Source organism: Terriglobia bacterium, assembly GCA_035712365.1.
Taxonomy (GTDB): Bacteria; Acidobacteriota; Terriglobia; order UBA7540; family UBA7540; genus SCRD01.
In genome coordinates this window covers 1-16,216 of sequence record DASTAW010000008.1, presented here as the reverse complement: position 1 = coordinate 16,216, position 16,216 = coordinate 1, and the positions used below count along the sequence as shown (strand labels likewise).

The window sequence follows — 16,216 nt, the reverse complement described above, 5'->3', positions numbered from 1 at the left end:
GTCCGTCTTAATGGCTGTTCCTCTGCATCCCTCGGGTTGGTTTGCCAGGACAAAACGACGGGCGCTTCAGGAGGGTTGAATGGAGTATCGCACCCTGCCGAATACGGGTTTGAAAGTTTCGCGCGTTTCGTTTGGGACCATGACGTTTGGCTCACAAACGGACGAAGGCGTCGCGCGGCGAATGATTGACCTTTGCCTTGGGGCCGGAATCAATTTCATCGACACCGCGAACATCTACAATCGAGGCCTCTCTGAAACGATCGTGGGAAAGGTGCTGAAAGGCCGGCGCGATAAAGTTGTGCTCGCCACCAAGGTGCGCGGCAAAATGGGAGAGGCGCCGGATGAGTCCGGCCTCTCACGCGCCGCCATCCGAAAGGCCGTGGATGCCAGCTTGCAGCGCCTTCAGACCGATTACGTTGATCTCTACTACCTCCATCAGCCGGATTACGATGTGCCCATTGAAGAAACGCTTGCGGCGATGGATGAGCTGGTCAAGGCAGGAAAGGTGCGCTACCCGGCGGTCTCAAACTATGCCGCCTGGCAGGTGGCCGAAATCCACTGCATCTCGCAGAAGAACGGGTACCTGCCGCCTTTCATCTCCCAGCCGATGTACAACCTGCTGGCCCGCGCCATTGAAGATGAATACCTGCCCTTCTGCAAACGCTATGGCGTCGCCGTGGTTCCCTACAATCCTCTAGCGGGCGGATTGTTGACAGGCAAGCAGTCGCACGGGAACAAGCCGATAGCTGGCTCGCGCTTCGATGGAAACACGATGTACCTGGACCGCTACTGGCACGAAGCCGACTTCGCCGCCGTCGAAGAGCTCAAAACCGTTGCCAGGCACGCTGGCAAGAAGCTGATCGAGCTTGCTTTGCAGTGGGTGCTGAGCCAGGACCAGGTTGATTCCGTCATCCTCGGGGCGTCGGGGCTGGAGCAGTTGGAGGAAAACCTGAAAGCCTGCGAAGGACGGAAGCTTCCGAATGACCTGCTTCAGCGGTGCGATGACGTCTGGCGTCATTTGCGCGGTGTCACGCCAAAATACAACCGTTAGCCCTCGGGGGGGGTCAGACATTCGGGAACGCGATCGCATCCAGTACTCGGTGTTTAAGCCGCAACCCATTTTGCCGGATGGCTGCTACGCTCCAACTTCGCCCGGCCTTGCTGCTCCAGGCGGTCCATATGGCCCTTGATGGGAAACATGGCAAGGAAGACGCCATCGTCAGGCCAGTCACCCGCGGCGGCGGCCACGGTATCGATCAGTTGCTTCAGCGTCATCCCTGATCGGTTTTTCTCCAGGCTGTGCAGGATCACACGGTCCACAAATTCCACGGTGCGGCGCGATTCCGAAAGGAAATCCTTGACCTCATCTCCGCGCATCACCGGCCAGTGTCCCGAGTAGAGGACGCTGATCGGCAGATGTTCAAAGTACTGGATGGTTGAGAGATACATATCGACATGGTAGTACGTGACGGGAATCGCCATCTCTCCCGTGGCCTTGGGGCAGCCGCGCCCCTGCACGGCATCGCCCGAAAATAGCGCCCCGAAGTTCCGATCATAGAGCGCCAGGTGGCCATTCGAGTGGCCGGGAACCTGAAGCACCTCCAGCCACCAATTCTCTGCCAGGTGAATTCTCTCACCACCGCAAAAGGTCACGTCCATATGCCGGCGCCGGCCTGCGTTAGGTGATGGAATTTCATCAAATCCCACCTCGTGATCTTCTTTCAGAAAGTTGTACCGCTCATCGTAAAGGGTCCCGGGATTTTCCACCAGTTTGCGGTCGGCTTCCCCACAGCTCAGCATGGTGCCGGGCGAGATGCGCTTGATGGCGTCATTGCCTCCCTGGTGGTCAAGGTCGGCATGTGTCGTAACCGCAAGCGTCAAGCGGTCAGGCCTTAGCTTGATATTGTCAAAGAACGGGAAGATCGTCTCTTCCGGACTCGTGGCGATGCCCGTGTCCAACAGCACCACATTGTCGCCTACAAACAGATACTGAAACAAATTCCTGCCGCCATAGAGTGACTGAATCTGGTAAACGTTGGGATAGAGTTCCATCCTGAACTGCCTCTCGTGGTATCGGATAACGGCAACAGCATTGCTCCGGTCGTGCTCCTCGCTTTACAAAAATAAGCAGCAGCCGAGCCGGGGTCCCGGACCGCGCAAGCAGAATTCTATTCGCTGCCGCTACCGCGGTCAATCAAGGAGACAGCAAGCCCATACGGGAATCGATCATTCCATCAACTGATCGATGTCGGGTGGACGAATTGGCGGCGGCAGGAAGTCGTGCGTACCGATCATCCACCGGCTCAGCGATCGCTGCAGGTGGAGCAATTCAGACTTGTATTTCGGGTCGTCCACCAGGTTCTTCATTTCGCCAGGGTCGTTCTGCAAGTCATAAAACTCTTCCTCCGGGCGGGGCTTCTTGAAATAGCGCTGAACCAGCGGTGCAGAGAGCTTCCCCTGGCGCTCGAGGCCCTCAATACTTCGCCAGCTTGGCGAGCGTGCGATGTCGCTGAGCGGCAGGTAGGGAATTTCCGGAAGGTAGTTCTGGATCAACTTGTAACGCGCTGTTCGCACGCTTCGGATCAAGTCGAGATGAGTGTGGAAGTTCCGCTCGGCATACACGGCCTCGCGCGGCTGGAAACTCCTGCCCAGCAGGAGCGGCAGAAAACTTCGGCCTACCATTGCCGCAGGCACGGGAAGGCCCGCGGCTTCCACCCACGTTGGCGCAAGGTCCTCCAGCGATACCAGGTCTGATGACACCCGCCCAGGCGTGATTTTCCCCGGCCAGCGCGCGATGAGAGGAACGTGAAGCCCCGGGTCGTATAGCGTGCCTTTGGCGCCTGGAAATGACATGCCCTGATCGCTGGTAAAAATGACCAGGGTGTTCTCCGCCAGCGCGTATTTTTCGAGAAGCTCGAGAAGCTTGCCGACTGTCATGTCGAGCCTCTCGATGGCCTCATAATAGTGAGCAATGTCCTTTCTGACGGCAGGAGTGTCTGGCAGGAAAGACGGAACGGCAATCGAAGCACGCGGATTTTTTTCGGGATAGCGTTCACCGGGCAGGTAGGGCCGATGGGGATCGTGATAGCCGATGTGCAAAAAAAAGGGGCGGTCTTTCGGTCGCGCATCGAAGAACGTATGGACTGGTTTGTGCAGACCTTTGAAGTCCCATCGCTGCCAGAACTCAGCGCCCTGATGGACTTTTTTGAAGGCCCCGGTGTAATAGCGCGCGGCTTTCAGATATTCCAGGACCGTTTTCTGCGCCAGCGGCATGGGCGAACCGAAACGAGCGGTCCCCGTTTCGTGCGGCGGTCGGCCGGTCAGGATGGCCGAACGGCTCGGGCTGCAGGAAGGTGACGGCGCAAAGGCCCGTTCAAAGCGCAGCCCCTCACTAGCCAGTCGATCAATGTTTGGAGTGTGGACGGCAGGGTTTCCATCGCAGCCGGCGCCGGAGTAACTCTGGTCATCGGAAATCAGGAATACAAAGTTTGGAGGCAAATTTCTTCCGGCGGCATCCGTGGCGGACACGGAAGCGGCGCGTTTTGACGAGGCTGCAACGCCGGTCAGGCCCAGTCCGGCGCCCAGTCTGGTCATGAATTTCCGACGGTCCATTTCGTCTCCCATATGGCTGTTCAGTCGAATCGAACCCAAGCCACTCGGTTTCCGGCCATGCATCAACCTCGCCCTCGCTTCATGAGAGAGGAATTGCACGCCACCGTGTTCCCGCCGACTCGCCGCCAACGTATCAACTTATGACATCGGTGGAAAAGATAAAAGGCTTTTCTTTCCTCCCGTTATCTCTCCTTTGCGGCAAGCCTTGCTCAGGACGCTTTTGAGAGGTAAGTTTCCTCATAAGTCTGAACGTACGACGAGGCATGCCTCGATCTTTCCCCAGTGCTGGCCCAGCTTGACAGAAATCAAACACTTGTTGTATATGTTTGTTTCATACGAATGTTTTTTCACGTGACTGGGGCGGCCAAGTGGCGGCGACAAACACTGCTGATAAACTGGAGACACGGGAACGGTTGCTTGAAGCTGCCGGAGAGCTGTTCGTCGAGCGCGGCTACAACCACGTAACGGTTCGCGATATTTGCCGGGCTGCGGGAGCCAATCTGGCCGCAGTGAACTATTACTTCCGGGGCAAACTCGGGCTTTACCAGGAAGTCCTGATGAAAATCATAGAATCCATGAACGAGGGCTCCAGATTGGCCCACGTGGACAGGCCCGGTATCTCGACAGAAGAGAGATTCAGCCACTACGTTCGAACTTTCATGGGCCACATCCTGAACAATGGACGAGCGTGCCGCGCGGGCAAATTGATGGCGCGCGAAATGGCTGATCCGAGTCCAGCCTTCGACCTCATTATCCAGAAGGCGATTCGTCCCAATTCCGCCCGGGTGGCGGCGCTGGTCAGCGAACTGACCGGTCTGCCGCCGGGCGATCCGAGGGTCGGCATCTGTGTCGGGTGCATCCAGACCCAGATCACAGGTTTCACAAGTCCGGTGGCGGCGCGCATGGTTCCGGGCGGACAATTTACCGCGGAAATCATTGATTTTGTCGCGCAGCAGGTCGTGGAATTTTCCCTGGCCGGGATGCGCGCTATCGCGCGGCAAAGCGCCAAGCCTGTTCGCAAGGCACGGCGGAAACCGCCGAAACGTCCATAATCCAATGCCTAATTCTGACCTCTCATCGCTCAAGATTCATGATTCGGCCCGCTCAAAGGGAGTCGGCGGCAAAATTCTGCGAATTTTTGCCGCGTCTCTGGGCGTGCTGGTCCTGGTCATTGGAGGCGTGATTGCCTTCCACAAGCGGACCCCGGCGGTGCAAGTTGCCGGCGCGCTTCCGGCAAACGATCCGCAGGCGGAAACCTTGCTGAACGCCAGCGGCTACGTAACCCCCCGGCGGCGCTCGACGGTTGCCGCGAAAATCACGGGGCGCGTGACAGGCGTGTTCTTCGATGAAGGCATGAGGGTAAAGGAAGGCCGGCTCCTGGCCACTCTCGATGATTCGGACGCCAGGCGCGCCCTCAATGCCGCCACGGCCGATCGCAACGCCTCTCGCGCCGCTATTGCCGACCTCGAGGTCCAGCTCAAGTATGCGGAAATTCAACTGCACCGCGCACAGGAGCTTTTTTCTGAGAAGGTCCAAAGCCAGGAGGCACTCGACACCGCGCGAACCAACGTTGATAGTCTGAAGGCCAAAATTCTTCTGGCCCAGGACCAGGTGCGCGCCGCTGAAGCCCGGGTGCTGGAGGCCCAGCAGGCCGTAGACAACTGCATCATTCGCGCGCCATTCAGCGGAATCGTTGTCTCCAAGGACGCTCAGGTGGGCGAAATGGTTTCGCCGATTTCCGCCGGCGGCGGATTTACCCGCACCGGCATCGCCACCATCGTGGACATGAACTCGAATGAAATCGAGGTGGATGTCAATGAAGCCTACATCGCTCGAGTTCGTCCCGGGCAGAAAGTTATGGCCACGCTTGATGCTTACCCTGACTGGCACATGCCCTGCCGCGTTCGCACTATTATTCCGACTGCCGATCGGGACAAAGGAACGGTCAAAGTGCGCATTGCATTCGACAAGCTCGACTCGAAAATTCTTCCCGATATGGGAGTAAAAGTCGCCTTCATGAGTGGAACGGATTCGTCGAAAAAGGTTAAAGCTCAGGGGCCGGCTGCCCGGGCGATCATCCCGCAGGCCGCCGTGCGCGGGGCCGGCGCAGGGTCCTATGTCTTCGCCGTGCGCGACGGGAGGGTCGAACGCCGCGCCGTCACCCTGGGACGGACGGTATCGCAGGATGTTGAAGTCATGGCCGGCGTCAACCCAGGCGATGAGCTCGTGGTGCGAGGTCCCGGGAATTTGCAGGACGGCATGAAGGTTGAAATTCGCCAATAGGAGCAAACAATGGCCAGCGTCAACAACAACGGCAGTTCCAGCGCCCTGATTCAGGTCCGGGGCCTCAACAAGGCTTACCGGCGCGGCGGAGAGGAGATTCAGGTCCTCCAGGGTCTCAACCTGGACGTGGATCGCGGCGACTTCGTCGCTTTCATGGGGCCGAGCGGCTCCGGCAAAACGACGTTGCTCAATCTACTCGGCGGTCTGGATGTTCCAACCGCGGGAACTGTTTCTGTGGCCGGCGATGAGATCACCCACATGTCTTCCGGCAAGCTTACCGAATGGCGTGCCCGCCACGTTGGCTTCATCTTCCAGATGTACAACCTGATTCCGGTCCTCACGGCATTTCAAAACGTCGAACTGCCGCTGCTGCTGACCCGGCTTTCCAAGTCCGAGCGCCGCCAGCACGTTGAGACGGCGCTTTCCGTTGTGGCTCTTGCGGAGCGCATGCACCATTATCCCCGGCAGCTTTCCGGCGGCCAGGAGCAGCGGGTAGCGATCGCCCGCGCCATTGTTTCCGATCCCACTTTTTTGCTCTGCGACGAGCCGACGGGCGACCTCGACCGCCGCAGCGCCGACGAAATCATGGCGCTCATCGAAGAACTCGTCGGCCAGCACGGCAAGACCGTCCTGATGGTGACGCATGATCCCGTTGTCGCCGCCCGGGCCCACACACTGCTCCATCTGGAAAAAGGGGTTTTGGTGGAGGCTTCGAAGCCAGGCCAGGCGGTCCCGGCAGGAGGTGCAGCATGAGATTTCGCCGCCTGGTTCAGGCCAATCTGTTCCGCAAGAAAGCGCGGCTGCTCCTGACGCTCGGCTCCTTTGCGGTGGCCCTGTTCCTTTTCGCCTTTCTCGCGGTCGTGAGAGAAGCCTTTACGCGCGGCGGGACCCTTGCCAGCGCCAGTCGATTGGTCACCATCAATCGCGTCTCGATCATTCAGCCCCTGCCTCTCTCCTATCGCGACAAGATTGCCGCTCTTCAGGGCGTCGAGGCCGTTACACACTACAACTGGTTTGGCGGGGTCTATCAGGACCCCAAAAACTTCTTCCCCCAATTTGTCATTGACCCGGAAAATCAGCGTAAGGTTGTCCCGGAGCTGGTCGTGCCCGACGGCCAATGGAACACCTTTCTTAAGGACCAGCAGGGAGCGATCGCGGGCGCCCGTACGGCTGAGAGATTCGGGTGGAAGGTTGGGGACCGCGTTTCCATCAAGTCCCCTCCTTATCTGGGCAGCCAGGCGTGGCAATTTAACATTGACGGGATCTATCACGGGCAGAAACGGACGGACGACGAGTCCCAATTCTGGCTCCAGTGGAAGTATTTCGAACAGAATGTGCCGCCCTCGTTCAAGGACATGACCGGATGGTATACCGTCAAGCTCAACTCGCCGGACGACGCTCAGCGGGTGGCGAAGGCAATTGACGCGGAGTTTGCCAACTCGCCTTACGAGACCAAGACCGACACCGAATCGCAGTTCGCAGCGAGCTGGGTCAACCAGATGGGCAACATTAAATTCCTGATTCTCAGCATCGGCAGCGTCGTCTTTTTCACCCTGCTGCTGGTGACGGGCAATACCATGGCCATCTCCGTCCGCGAGCGCACGGGAGAACTTGCCATTCTCAAGGCCATCGGGTTCAAGAACGGCACAGTGCTTCTCCTGGTGCTTGCCGAGGCGCTGGTGATTGCCCTGGCAGGGGCGGTTCTCGGGCTGGGTCTGGCGACGCTGGCCATTCCCGTTCTCGGCGCTGCCTTGAATGGATTGCTGCCGAACCTGATCCTGTCGAATTCCATGATGGCTGTCGGCGTCGGATTCGCGCTGGCGACAGGCGTCCTGAGCGGCCTGCTGCCCGGCATCGGCGCCATGCGGCTGCGCGTGGTCAACGCGCTTCGGAGAATTTAATGATTGCCATTCCCATCATCTACAACGTTCGCAGCACCAGGGCCCGCTGGACCTCCGCCATCGTTGCCGTGCTGGGCATTGCCGGAACGGTTGGAGTGTTTGTGGCCATGCTGGCGCTGGCGCAGGGGTTCCGCGCCACTCTGGTCTCCTCCGGCTCCGCGGAGAATGCCATCATTCTGCGTGCCGGTTCTAACTCCGAAATGGAAAGCGGCGTTTCGCTCGACAACGTCAATATTCTTCAGGACGAGCCGGGCGTGGAGCGCCAGAACGGCCAGCCGCTCATCACCCCAGAGGTCGTCGTCATCGCGCCCTTTCCACTTCGCTCGACGGGCACCGACGCCAATGTGCAGGTGCGCGGCGTTTCACCGAATGTCCTGAGGGTCCGGCCGAACGTCAGGATTGTCCAGGGCCGCATGTTCCGCCCCGGCCTCGCCGAACTGGTCGTCGGGCGCAACGCCGTGACGAGCTATGCCGGATTGGGCCTGGGCAAGAAAGTCCGCTTCGGCGGGGGCGAATGGACCGTCACTGGAATCTTCGACGCTGGAGGCTCCGCCTTCGATTCCGAGGTGTGGTGCGACGCGCGCGTCCTCGACGGCGTTTATAAGCGTCCCGCCAACGTCTTCCAGTCTGCCACCGTCCGCCTCACGTCGCCGGACGCTTTCCAGAAGTTCAAGGACGCTGCCAGCAAAGACCCGCGCCTCAATGTGGACGTCAGCAGGGAAATTGATTACTACGCCAAACAGTCGCAAACCTTCACCCGGCTGATTACCATTCTCGGCGGGCTCGTTGCGGGCGTCATGGCCATTGGCGCGATCTTCGGTGCGCTCAATACGATGTATTCCGCCGTCGCCGAGCGCACCCGCGAAATCGCCGTGATGCGTGCTTTGGGCTTCGGCGCCGCTGCGGTGGTGTTTTCATTTCTGATTGAGGCCCTGCTGATTTCCTTTATCGGAGGGGCCCTTGGATGCCTCGCTGTGCTGCCGCTGAACGGTTTCACTACCGGGGCCATGAACTGGCAGACTTTTTCTCATCTGGCTTTTGCCTTTCAGGTTACGCCCAACCTGATGGTGGGCGGCGTTATCTTCGCGCTGGGGATGGGCGTTGTGGGCGGCTCTCTCCCCGCCATCCATGCTGCGCGCCAGCCCGTTGTACTGGCGCTGCGGAAATTGTAAACGCGGCGGACTGGCTCGCGGAATTTTCTCTGCGCGCCAGGTTCGTGATATAACTCCCGGCATGCCAAATCGACATCAGCTCTCCTCGTCTGATTGTTCCGCGAAGAACAGAATCTTTACTCCAATGTCCCGCCGCCGCATGATGGGGGTGCTTTCGGCGCTTGCGGTGGCGGCCTTTGCGGGCTTCACGCTTCCCCGGCGATTGGCGAGCCAGAATTTTACCGACCTCACTCCCAGCCCTCAGCAGGTTGAATGGCAGGATCTCGAATTCGGCGTCATCGTCCACTTCGGCCTCAACACCTTTACGGACAAGGAATGGGGCAGTGGAAAGGTTGATCCGTCCGTATTCAATCCCACGAAATTCGATCCCAACCAGTGGGTAGAAGCGGCGCAGGCGGCCGGGGCAAAGTACCTGGTGTTCGTGGCCAAGCATCATGACGGCTTCTGCCTTTTTCCCACGCCGCTGACCAAGTACAGCGTGGCCAGCGGCCCCTGGGAAAACGGTCATGGCGACGTAGTGCGGGCGGTGGAAGAGGCGTGCCGGCGTCACGGCATGAGGTTCGGCATCTACCTCTCACCCTGGGACCGGCACGAGCCTTCCTACAGCTCCAATTCGGAATACGACAAGTTTTATCAGGGACTGATGGAGGAACTTCTAACACGCTACGGACCCATCGAGGAGTTCTGGCTGGACGGCGCCGGGAGCGAGGGCCATGTCTACGATTTTGATTCCTATCTTCACTTGCTGAGGGTTTACCAGCCCAACGCGCTGGTCTTTGCCGATGTGGGATTCATGAAGTGGGGCGACATCCGATGGGTGGGCAATGAGGATGGCTATGCGCCTGAGGAGAACTGGGACGTGATCGACCGCGCGGGCTATCTGCGCTGGCGGCCTGCGGAATGCGACACGCCGCTCCACAAGCGCCACTGGTTTTGGCATCCGAATGACGCCGCGTCCCTCAATACGATTCCCGAGCTCATGAAGATTTATGACAACTCCGTGGGCCATGGATGCCAGTTGATGCTGGGCATCGCCCCCGACGAGCAGGGCCTGCTTCCGGCACTTGATGCTGACAGGCTGCGCGAATTCGGCCACGAGCTTCAGCGAATTTACGCCCACAATCTTGCGCTGGAGCGCAAGCCTCCGTCATCTGGCGATATTGACGACAGCGCCGCATTTGACGACAATCCTGACACGTTCTGGATGGCGGCCCCGCACACTTACCATGCCACGCTGACGGCAAAATTCTCGAAGCCGATCTCGTTCGATCGTACGGTCACAATGGAGTGGCTGAATCGTGGCCAGAACATTGAGAGCTACGAGATACAGGCGTGGACTCCGGCGAAGGGTTGGAGGACTTTGCATCGGGGCGCGAGCATCGGCCATAAGAAAATTGACATATTCCCCGAGACAACGGCCAACGCAGTCCGGCTAAACGTTCTGGCGGCCTCTCACACTCCGGCCATCCGCGAATTTCAGATTTACGACGGCCATGGCGCGCCTTAGCGTGGCCGCGCAGAAACCAGATTGAGGTTGTTTTCCTGTCGGGTCAGTGATATACAAACGGGGAATCATAAGGTTGGTCAGAACAGACTGAAGCTGTTGCATCGCAGATCCGTTCATGGTCCCGCCGGTTGCCGCGTTCGTCAGGTAGAACGCCTGGATAAGTAACTTCCTGCATTGGGTGGCGGTGGAAACCAATACCTTATAGCCAGTTCTGAACAAGTTTATAAAACATTCGAGGAGGAGTACACATGGCCCAAGAACCACAGAAGCCGCAGGTCAGCCGGCGAGATTTTCTCAAGACCGGCGCCAAAGCCGGCGCCGCCGGCCTCACGGCATTCAGCGGGATCACTTTTATTACCAAACCCGAGCGGGTGTTTGGCGCCAATGATCGCGTGAACCTGGCGGTCTGCGGCGTTAGAGGGCGGGGAATGGATCATATTCGTTCGTTCGGGCGACTGCCCAACGCCAACCTTGCCGCCCTTTGCGACGTGGATGAAAACATTCTGGATGAGCGGTTGGCGAATGTGGAAAAAATGGGGAAGCCGCGCCCCAATCGCTTTGTTGACTGCCGCAAGGTGATGGAAGACAAATCCATTGATGCTGTGTCCATCGCCACGCCCGATCATTGGCATTCATTGATTGGAATCTACGCCTGCCAGGCGGGAAAAGATGTTTACGTTGAAAAGCCCGTCTCGCATGCCTGGTTCGACGGTCATCAACTGGTGGCGGCGGCGGAAAAATACGATCGCGTGGTTCAGATGGGCGCGCAGAGCCGCTCCAACGAGGCCATCCGCGAAGCCATTAAGCACTTGAACGACGGCCTGATTGGCGAAGTCTACCTGGCTCGCGGGCTTTGCTATAAGTGGCGCGACACTATCGGCCGCACGCCCGTTTCGGCCGTTCCTGCCGGCGTACACTACGATCTTTGGCTGGGCCCGGCGCCCGACACGCAGTTCACCAAAAACCGCTTCCACTACAACTGGCACTGGTTCTGGGATTTTGGAAGCGGCGACCTCGGCAACCAGGGCATTCACGAAGTGGACATTTGCCGCTGGGGCCTGGGCGTCGATTATCCATCCAAGATCACGGCCCTTGGCGGAAAGTTCATGTTCGACGACGACCAGGAAACTCCTAACGTCATCAACTGCGCCTATGAATTCAAGCGGCCGGACGGCTCAACCCGCATGATGGAATTCGAAGTGCGTGGGTGGGAGACCAATCATGAGGCGGGCATCGGCGGCGGCGGTTTCAAGAGCGGCGGAGTTCCGGCGGCTGGCCTGGGCGGCAAGCGCGCGCGAAAACGCGCCGAGGATACCATTGGGAACATTTTCTATGGCTCGAAGGGCTACCTTGCCATCCAGGGGTACGATTCCTATAAGACGTGGCTCGGTCCAAGCCAGGAACCCGGACCGGAGGCCAATGGCAAGGGAGATCATTTCGCCAACTTTATCGACGCGGTGATCGCCCACAAAAAACAGGACCTGACGGCGCCGGTGGACGAAGGCCATAAGTCAACGTTGCTGGTGAACCTTGCCAACGTTTCCTATCGGCTGGGCCGAACGATCAACTTCGACGGCGCCGCGGAGAGCATCGTCGGCGACGATGAAGCCAGCAGAATGCTGCACGGAACCTTCCGCGCGCCGTACAGCGTGCCGGAGAACGTTTAACGGGATGTTAATTGGGCCGGGCCCGGCAACTTTAACCGGGCCCCAAGCCCTTGCGTCTTCATCCGAAGCCGTGATTGCCTGCTTGATGAAGATGATTCGATCAATAACTTAAAAGCACCGGATATTCGCCAGGCCACCCTGGCACCCGCATTGTCTGAATTCCTGGCACTGAAATTTTCTGTGTGAGCGGCCTGGAGAGGCCCCTGCACATGTCCTGACCAGGAACTTGCCCTGCTCCAGTTGGTTGCCACCTTAATACTCCCGGGCCATTCAAGTCGCAAAGGTCCCGCTGGCGGGAACGTGTCCCTTGCAGGTCGTGATCTATTTTTACTGTTACAATGCCCAGGCTCCTGAGTCTAATTGTATAACCTGATAGTAGAGGGGGACGCCTTGGAAACATCCCGTGAAAAAGTCCTGATTATGGATGGCGACGAGTCGGAGCGCGTGACCCTTCGCGACATGATGCTGGCGGCGGGATACGAACCTTTCTGCGCTGAATCGTGCGTGGAGGCGCTGAAGTGGGCGCGGGAGCGGGGCATGGATATTCTGCTTCTCGACCCCGAGTTTCCCGGGATGCTGTGTACGGACCTGCTGGCTGAAATCAGAGGAGCTACTGCCAGCGCAGGCATCAGGGTAATTCTGCTGGTCGCAGGTGGAGCGCACGAGCGTATTCAAGGTCTCGACCTCGGGGCCGACGACGCCGTGTCCCGGCCATTGGAGCCTGCCGAGCTTCTGGCCCGCGTCAGAGTTCAGCTTCGCGCCGCTAAGGCGATGAAGGCCCTGCGAGACAGGACCGAAGTCGCCGAAGAGGGCGTCAAGGTTACGCACACGGCATTTGAGGCGCTGGCAGTCACGGAAAAGATGTCTCGCGACGCCTCACGTCTGGGAAAGGGCCTAAAGCTCGGTCTGGCCGCCATTCTGGTGGTGGCGGCGGCTATGGCTGTCATTTTCTTCCTCTTCTCCCGCCGCGCCAATCGCGAGATACAAATCGCTTCCAGCGTTGCCGCCCGCATCAGCGGGAATTTAACCGACCAGGCAAACCTCGTGGAGAGGGCGCGGCAGATCAGCGAACAGATGGAGAAACATGCGGCGAACGGTCCGCAGGGCCAACGGCAGAAGCTTGAGCGCAGATCGCGAGAGTTGCGCGCCCAAATGGCCAACGCGTCCCCCGATGAAGTGGCAAGCCTGCGCGATCAACTCGCCAGGGCGGAGGCCGGTCTGCGCAAAATCCAATCAGAAAGCTCGATGGCGGAACAGATCATCCGATCTTATGCTCCGAGCGTATGCCTCATTCACGTGGTGGTCGGCTACCGAGATCCTGCTACCGGCCAAAGCCTCCGCTTTGCCGGGTTGACCGCCGAAGGGGAACCTCTTCATGACGGCAAGGGCAATCCGTTACTCAACGTGGGGGGAACAGGGCCTGAAGTCGAGGTGGACGCCCTGGGGACGGGATTCCTGGTGGCGCAAGACGGTATAGTCCTCACGAATCATCATGTGGTTGAGCCCTGGTGGAAAAGCAAAGAGTTGAGTCTACTGGCTGGACAAGGCCTCGTGCCGAAGGCCCTCGAGATGAATGTCTATTTTCCCGGGTCGCCGCGCGTTTTTCCAGTGAAAGTCGACGCAATCTCGCCGGAGGCCGACCTTGCTGTTGTCCAGGGAGATTTCAGCCCGCTGAAGGTTAATCCCCTTCCTCTCGACCTGAGCCGCGGCACGTCCGTAAGCGGTGAGCCTGTGGTCCTGATGGGTTATGCCACAGGAGTCGACGCTTTACTCGCGCGCGCCGATGAATCGACCTTGCGAAGCATTGCCAAGGCGAGCCAGGGGAAGTCGGAGCTGGTTTTGGACGAGCTGGCGAAAAGGAATCTTATTCGTCCCATCGTTACACAAGGACATATCGGCGACATCCTCCAAGACAAGATCGTGTACGACGCGCAAACCACTTCTGGCGGCTCAGGCGGACCCCTGTTCAATCAGAGCGGAAGAGTAATCGGCGTCAACTACGCCATCCTGGAAGGTTTCGGGGGCTCCAACTTTGGAATTCCTATTCGCTATGCTCACGCGATCTTGACGCAGTTACATGCTGATAGCAAACCGGCCTCGCGCTGACGTGCCAGAGGGTAGATGCGGGGTCGCAACGCCGTCGAAGAACCCGCCCAATGTTGCTTCGCATGAGTGCGACATCAGCACCGGAATCATGTAGAATTGCGGAAGGTCGAAGCGTTCGCAGGAGGTCGCACCATGTCTAATCGAGTTAATCGAAGAGATTTCCTCAAGGGATCGGCCGCGGGAGCTTCGGCGCTGGCGGCGGGGCTGGGAGGCGCTGGCGGCGCGGCTGCCACCCCACGCTCGGAAAGCAGCATGGCGGAAGCCGCCACAAATCAAATCGGACGGCCAGTGCGCGTGGTGAGCATTGGTTTCCACGCCGGGCGTCCGCTTGAAGAGATCGTGCAACTGGTGGACGAGCAGGGCGCGCAGGGGGCCGACATCATTGCCATCCCGGAAACCTGCCGGGGCCTGAACAAAAACACTAAGGAACTGATCGACGGCCCCACGGTTACGGCCATGTCGCGCCTGGCCCGCAAGCATAACACTTACATCGTCTGCCCCATCGACCGCCAGCATGGAGAGCAGCACTACAATTCTGCTGTGTTTCTCGACCGCTCCGGCAAAGTGGTCTCGATGTACGACAAAATTTTTCCCGTCTGGCAGCAGGAGTGTGTGCCGCTTGGCGTGACGCCCGGAAAGCAGGTGAAGGTTTTTGACGCCGATTTCGGCCGCGTCGGCTTCGCAATTTGTTTTGACGTGAACTGGGCCCCGTTGTGGGAAGGGCTGGCCAACCACGGTGCTGAATTGGTGATCTGGCCCAGCGCCTACTCAGCGGGACGCTCTCTCCAGGCCCAGGCCATTCTCTACAACTACTATATCGTCAGCGCAACGTGGTGTCCCGACTGTCACGTCTTTGACATTGACGGCGAGAAGCTCATCCACGATGAGCACAACCACGACGCCAAAACCAACATTACTCGCGTGACCCTTGATCTCGACCGCTGCATCTTTCATCAGGATTTGAACTATCCGGAAAAACTCCACAAGCTCCTCGCGGAGCGTGGCGAAGATGTCGAGCAGGAAAAGTGGATGCCGCTCGAGGGATGGTTCGTGCTGAAAGCGAAGCGGCCCGGTGTCAGCGCCCGCAAGCTGGCCGCCCAATACGGCATGGAGGAACTCCGCCACTACATCAATCGCAGCCAGTGCGAGATTGACAAGTGCCGCGGCTGGGAATTTGCCTGAGCGGCCTGCGCTGGTCTGGGGCCGGGAAGTGATATCGACTGATGTGTGAGATCTGCAAATCAATGCTGGCGGCCGAGCACACCGAGCAGCCCGGAGCGGAGCTTTGCCCACAGTGCCGCCGGTTCCCGCTGGACGTGGACGCGCCACTGGATCTGGGCCAGTGGGATTACGTCGCCCCGGACTTTAAGGATGCGGTCGAATCCAACGCGTTGGCGCCACCGGCATTTCCAGACCCGATGCCTGATCTCCCGCTGGGAAGTTCCGAAGATCACGTCCCAGAGGATTTCGACCAAGAACTTGCAGAGGACCTCGACGAAGGACCGGAAGAACACGTGCGCACCTGCTATCACTGTTACCAGGCTGATTCGGAACTGGCCGAGCTTTGCCCGGTGTGCGGCGATTCTTACCTGCCTCCTTCGCTGCACCAGCCGCACAGGGCCTGATTGAATTCCCCAGTCCGACGCCGCCGGCCATCGTGATCCCTGGCCGGCCGCTCCAGCCCAGGGGCTTTCAATTCTTTCCTTAGGGGGTCGGAGCTTTTAGGTCAGACATTTCTCTTCCCGCTCAAGCGAAGGGGCTTTTTTCAGCCCCTGAAACGATCATCGGGCAATTCTACGTCACTGACCCGCCGCTCCTGACTTCTAGCTCCCGGCTCCTTGCTCCTGACTTCTGGCTCCTGACTTCCAGCCTCTCCCGGCGAATTTGCTGTCAACGCAAAATAGAAAGTTCCGGTATTTAGCCAGATAGAAACTTCCCCCTCCAGGGGTGGTTTGGGGGAGGGGTGTG

General features: G+C 59.0%; 13 protein-coding genes. 11 read left to right on the top strand and 2 right to left on the bottom strand.

Features of this window, described 5'->3' with window-relative positions:
- Positions 1–79: 79 nt before the first annotated feature.
- Positions 80–1,051, top strand: a complete 972-nt coding sequence (locus VFQ24_02055) for an aldo/keto reductase (GenBank protein ID HET9177122.1) — start codon at positions 80–82, stop codon at positions 1,049–1,051.
- 53 nt (positions 1,052–1,104) lie between these two features.
- Here VFQ24_02055 and VFQ24_02050 read toward each other — a convergent pair whose 3' ends face one another.
- On the bottom strand, positions 1,105–2,052 hold the full coding sequence (locus VFQ24_02050; protein HET9177121.1) for an MBL fold metallo-hydrolase: 948 nt from the start codon (positions 2,050–2,052) through the stop codon (positions 1,105–1,107).
- A 174-nt stretch (positions 2,053–2,226) separates the two neighbouring features.
- Complete coding sequence (locus VFQ24_02045; GenBank protein HET9177120.1) at positions 2,227–3,612, bottom strand: sulfatase; 1,386 nt, start codon at positions 3,610–3,612, stop codon at positions 2,227–2,229.
- A 368-nt stretch (positions 3,613–3,980) separates the two neighbouring features.
- On the opposite strand from VFQ24_02045, the gene VFQ24_02040 reads away from it, so the two are divergent.
- The 10 genes from VFQ24_02040 to VFQ24_01995 all read left to right on the top strand — a co-directional run bounded on the left by VFQ24_02040 (position 3,981) and on the right by VFQ24_01995 (position 15,873).
- A complete protein-coding gene (locus tag VFQ24_02040; GenBank protein HET9177119.1) occupies positions 3,981–4,664 on the top strand; it encodes a CerR family C-terminal domain-containing protein in 684 nt (227 codons plus the stop codon).
- 4 nt (positions 4,665–4,668) lie between these two features.
- A complete protein-coding gene (locus VFQ24_02035; protein HET9177118.1) occupies positions 4,669–5,895 on the top strand; it encodes an efflux RND transporter periplasmic adaptor subunit in 1,227 nt (408 codons plus the stop codon).
- 9 nt (positions 5,896–5,904) lie between these two features.
- Positions 5,905–6,648, top strand: a complete 744-nt coding sequence (locus VFQ24_02030) for an ABC transporter ATP-binding protein (protein ID HET9177117.1) — start codon at positions 5,905–5,907, stop codon at positions 6,646–6,648.
- Positions 6,645–7,796, top strand: coding sequence for an FtsX-like permease family protein (locus VFQ24_02025; protein ID HET9177116.1), 1,152 nt, complete (start codon positions 6,645–6,647; stop codon positions 7,794–7,796). The genes VFQ24_02030 and VFQ24_02025 overlap by 4 nt, the downstream gene beginning before the upstream one ends.
- Complete coding sequence (locus VFQ24_02020) at positions 7,796–8,968, top strand: ABC transporter permease (GenBank protein HET9177115.1); 1,173 nt, start codon at positions 7,796–7,798, stop codon at positions 8,966–8,968. The genes VFQ24_02025 and VFQ24_02020 overlap by 1 nt, the downstream gene beginning before the upstream one ends.
- Positions 8,969–9,092: 124 nt before the next feature.
- Positions 9,093–10,475: an alpha-L-fucosidase gene (locus tag VFQ24_02015; GenBank protein ID HET9177114.1), complete on the top strand. Its 1,383-nt coding sequence runs from the start codon at positions 9,093–9,095 to the stop codon at positions 10,473–10,475.
- A 248-nt stretch (positions 10,476–10,723) separates the two neighbouring features.
- The gene (locus VFQ24_02010) at positions 10,724–12,142 is read left to right on the top strand and encodes a Gfo/Idh/MocA family oxidoreductase (protein ID HET9177113.1); all 1,419 of its coding nucleotides are present in this window, start codon (positions 10,724–10,726) and stop codon (positions 12,140–12,142) included.
- A 390-nt stretch (positions 12,143–12,532) separates the two neighbouring features.
- Entirely contained in the window at positions 12,533–14,248 is a 1,716-nt protein-coding gene (locus tag VFQ24_02005) for a trypsin-like peptidase domain-containing protein (GenBank protein ID HET9177112.1), read from the top strand.
- A gap of 132 nt (positions 14,249–14,380) precedes the next feature.
- A complete protein-coding gene (locus VFQ24_02000; protein HET9177111.1) occupies positions 14,381–15,430 on the top strand; it encodes a carbon-nitrogen hydrolase family protein in 1,050 nt (349 codons plus the stop codon).
- Between the two features lie 41 nt (positions 15,431–15,471).
- Positions 15,472–15,873 (top strand): hypothetical protein, encoded by a 402-nt coding sequence (locus tag VFQ24_01995; GenBank protein HET9177110.1) that lies wholly within the window; start codon positions 15,472–15,474, stop codon positions 15,871–15,873.
- Positions 15,874–16,216: the final 343 nt, after the last annotated feature.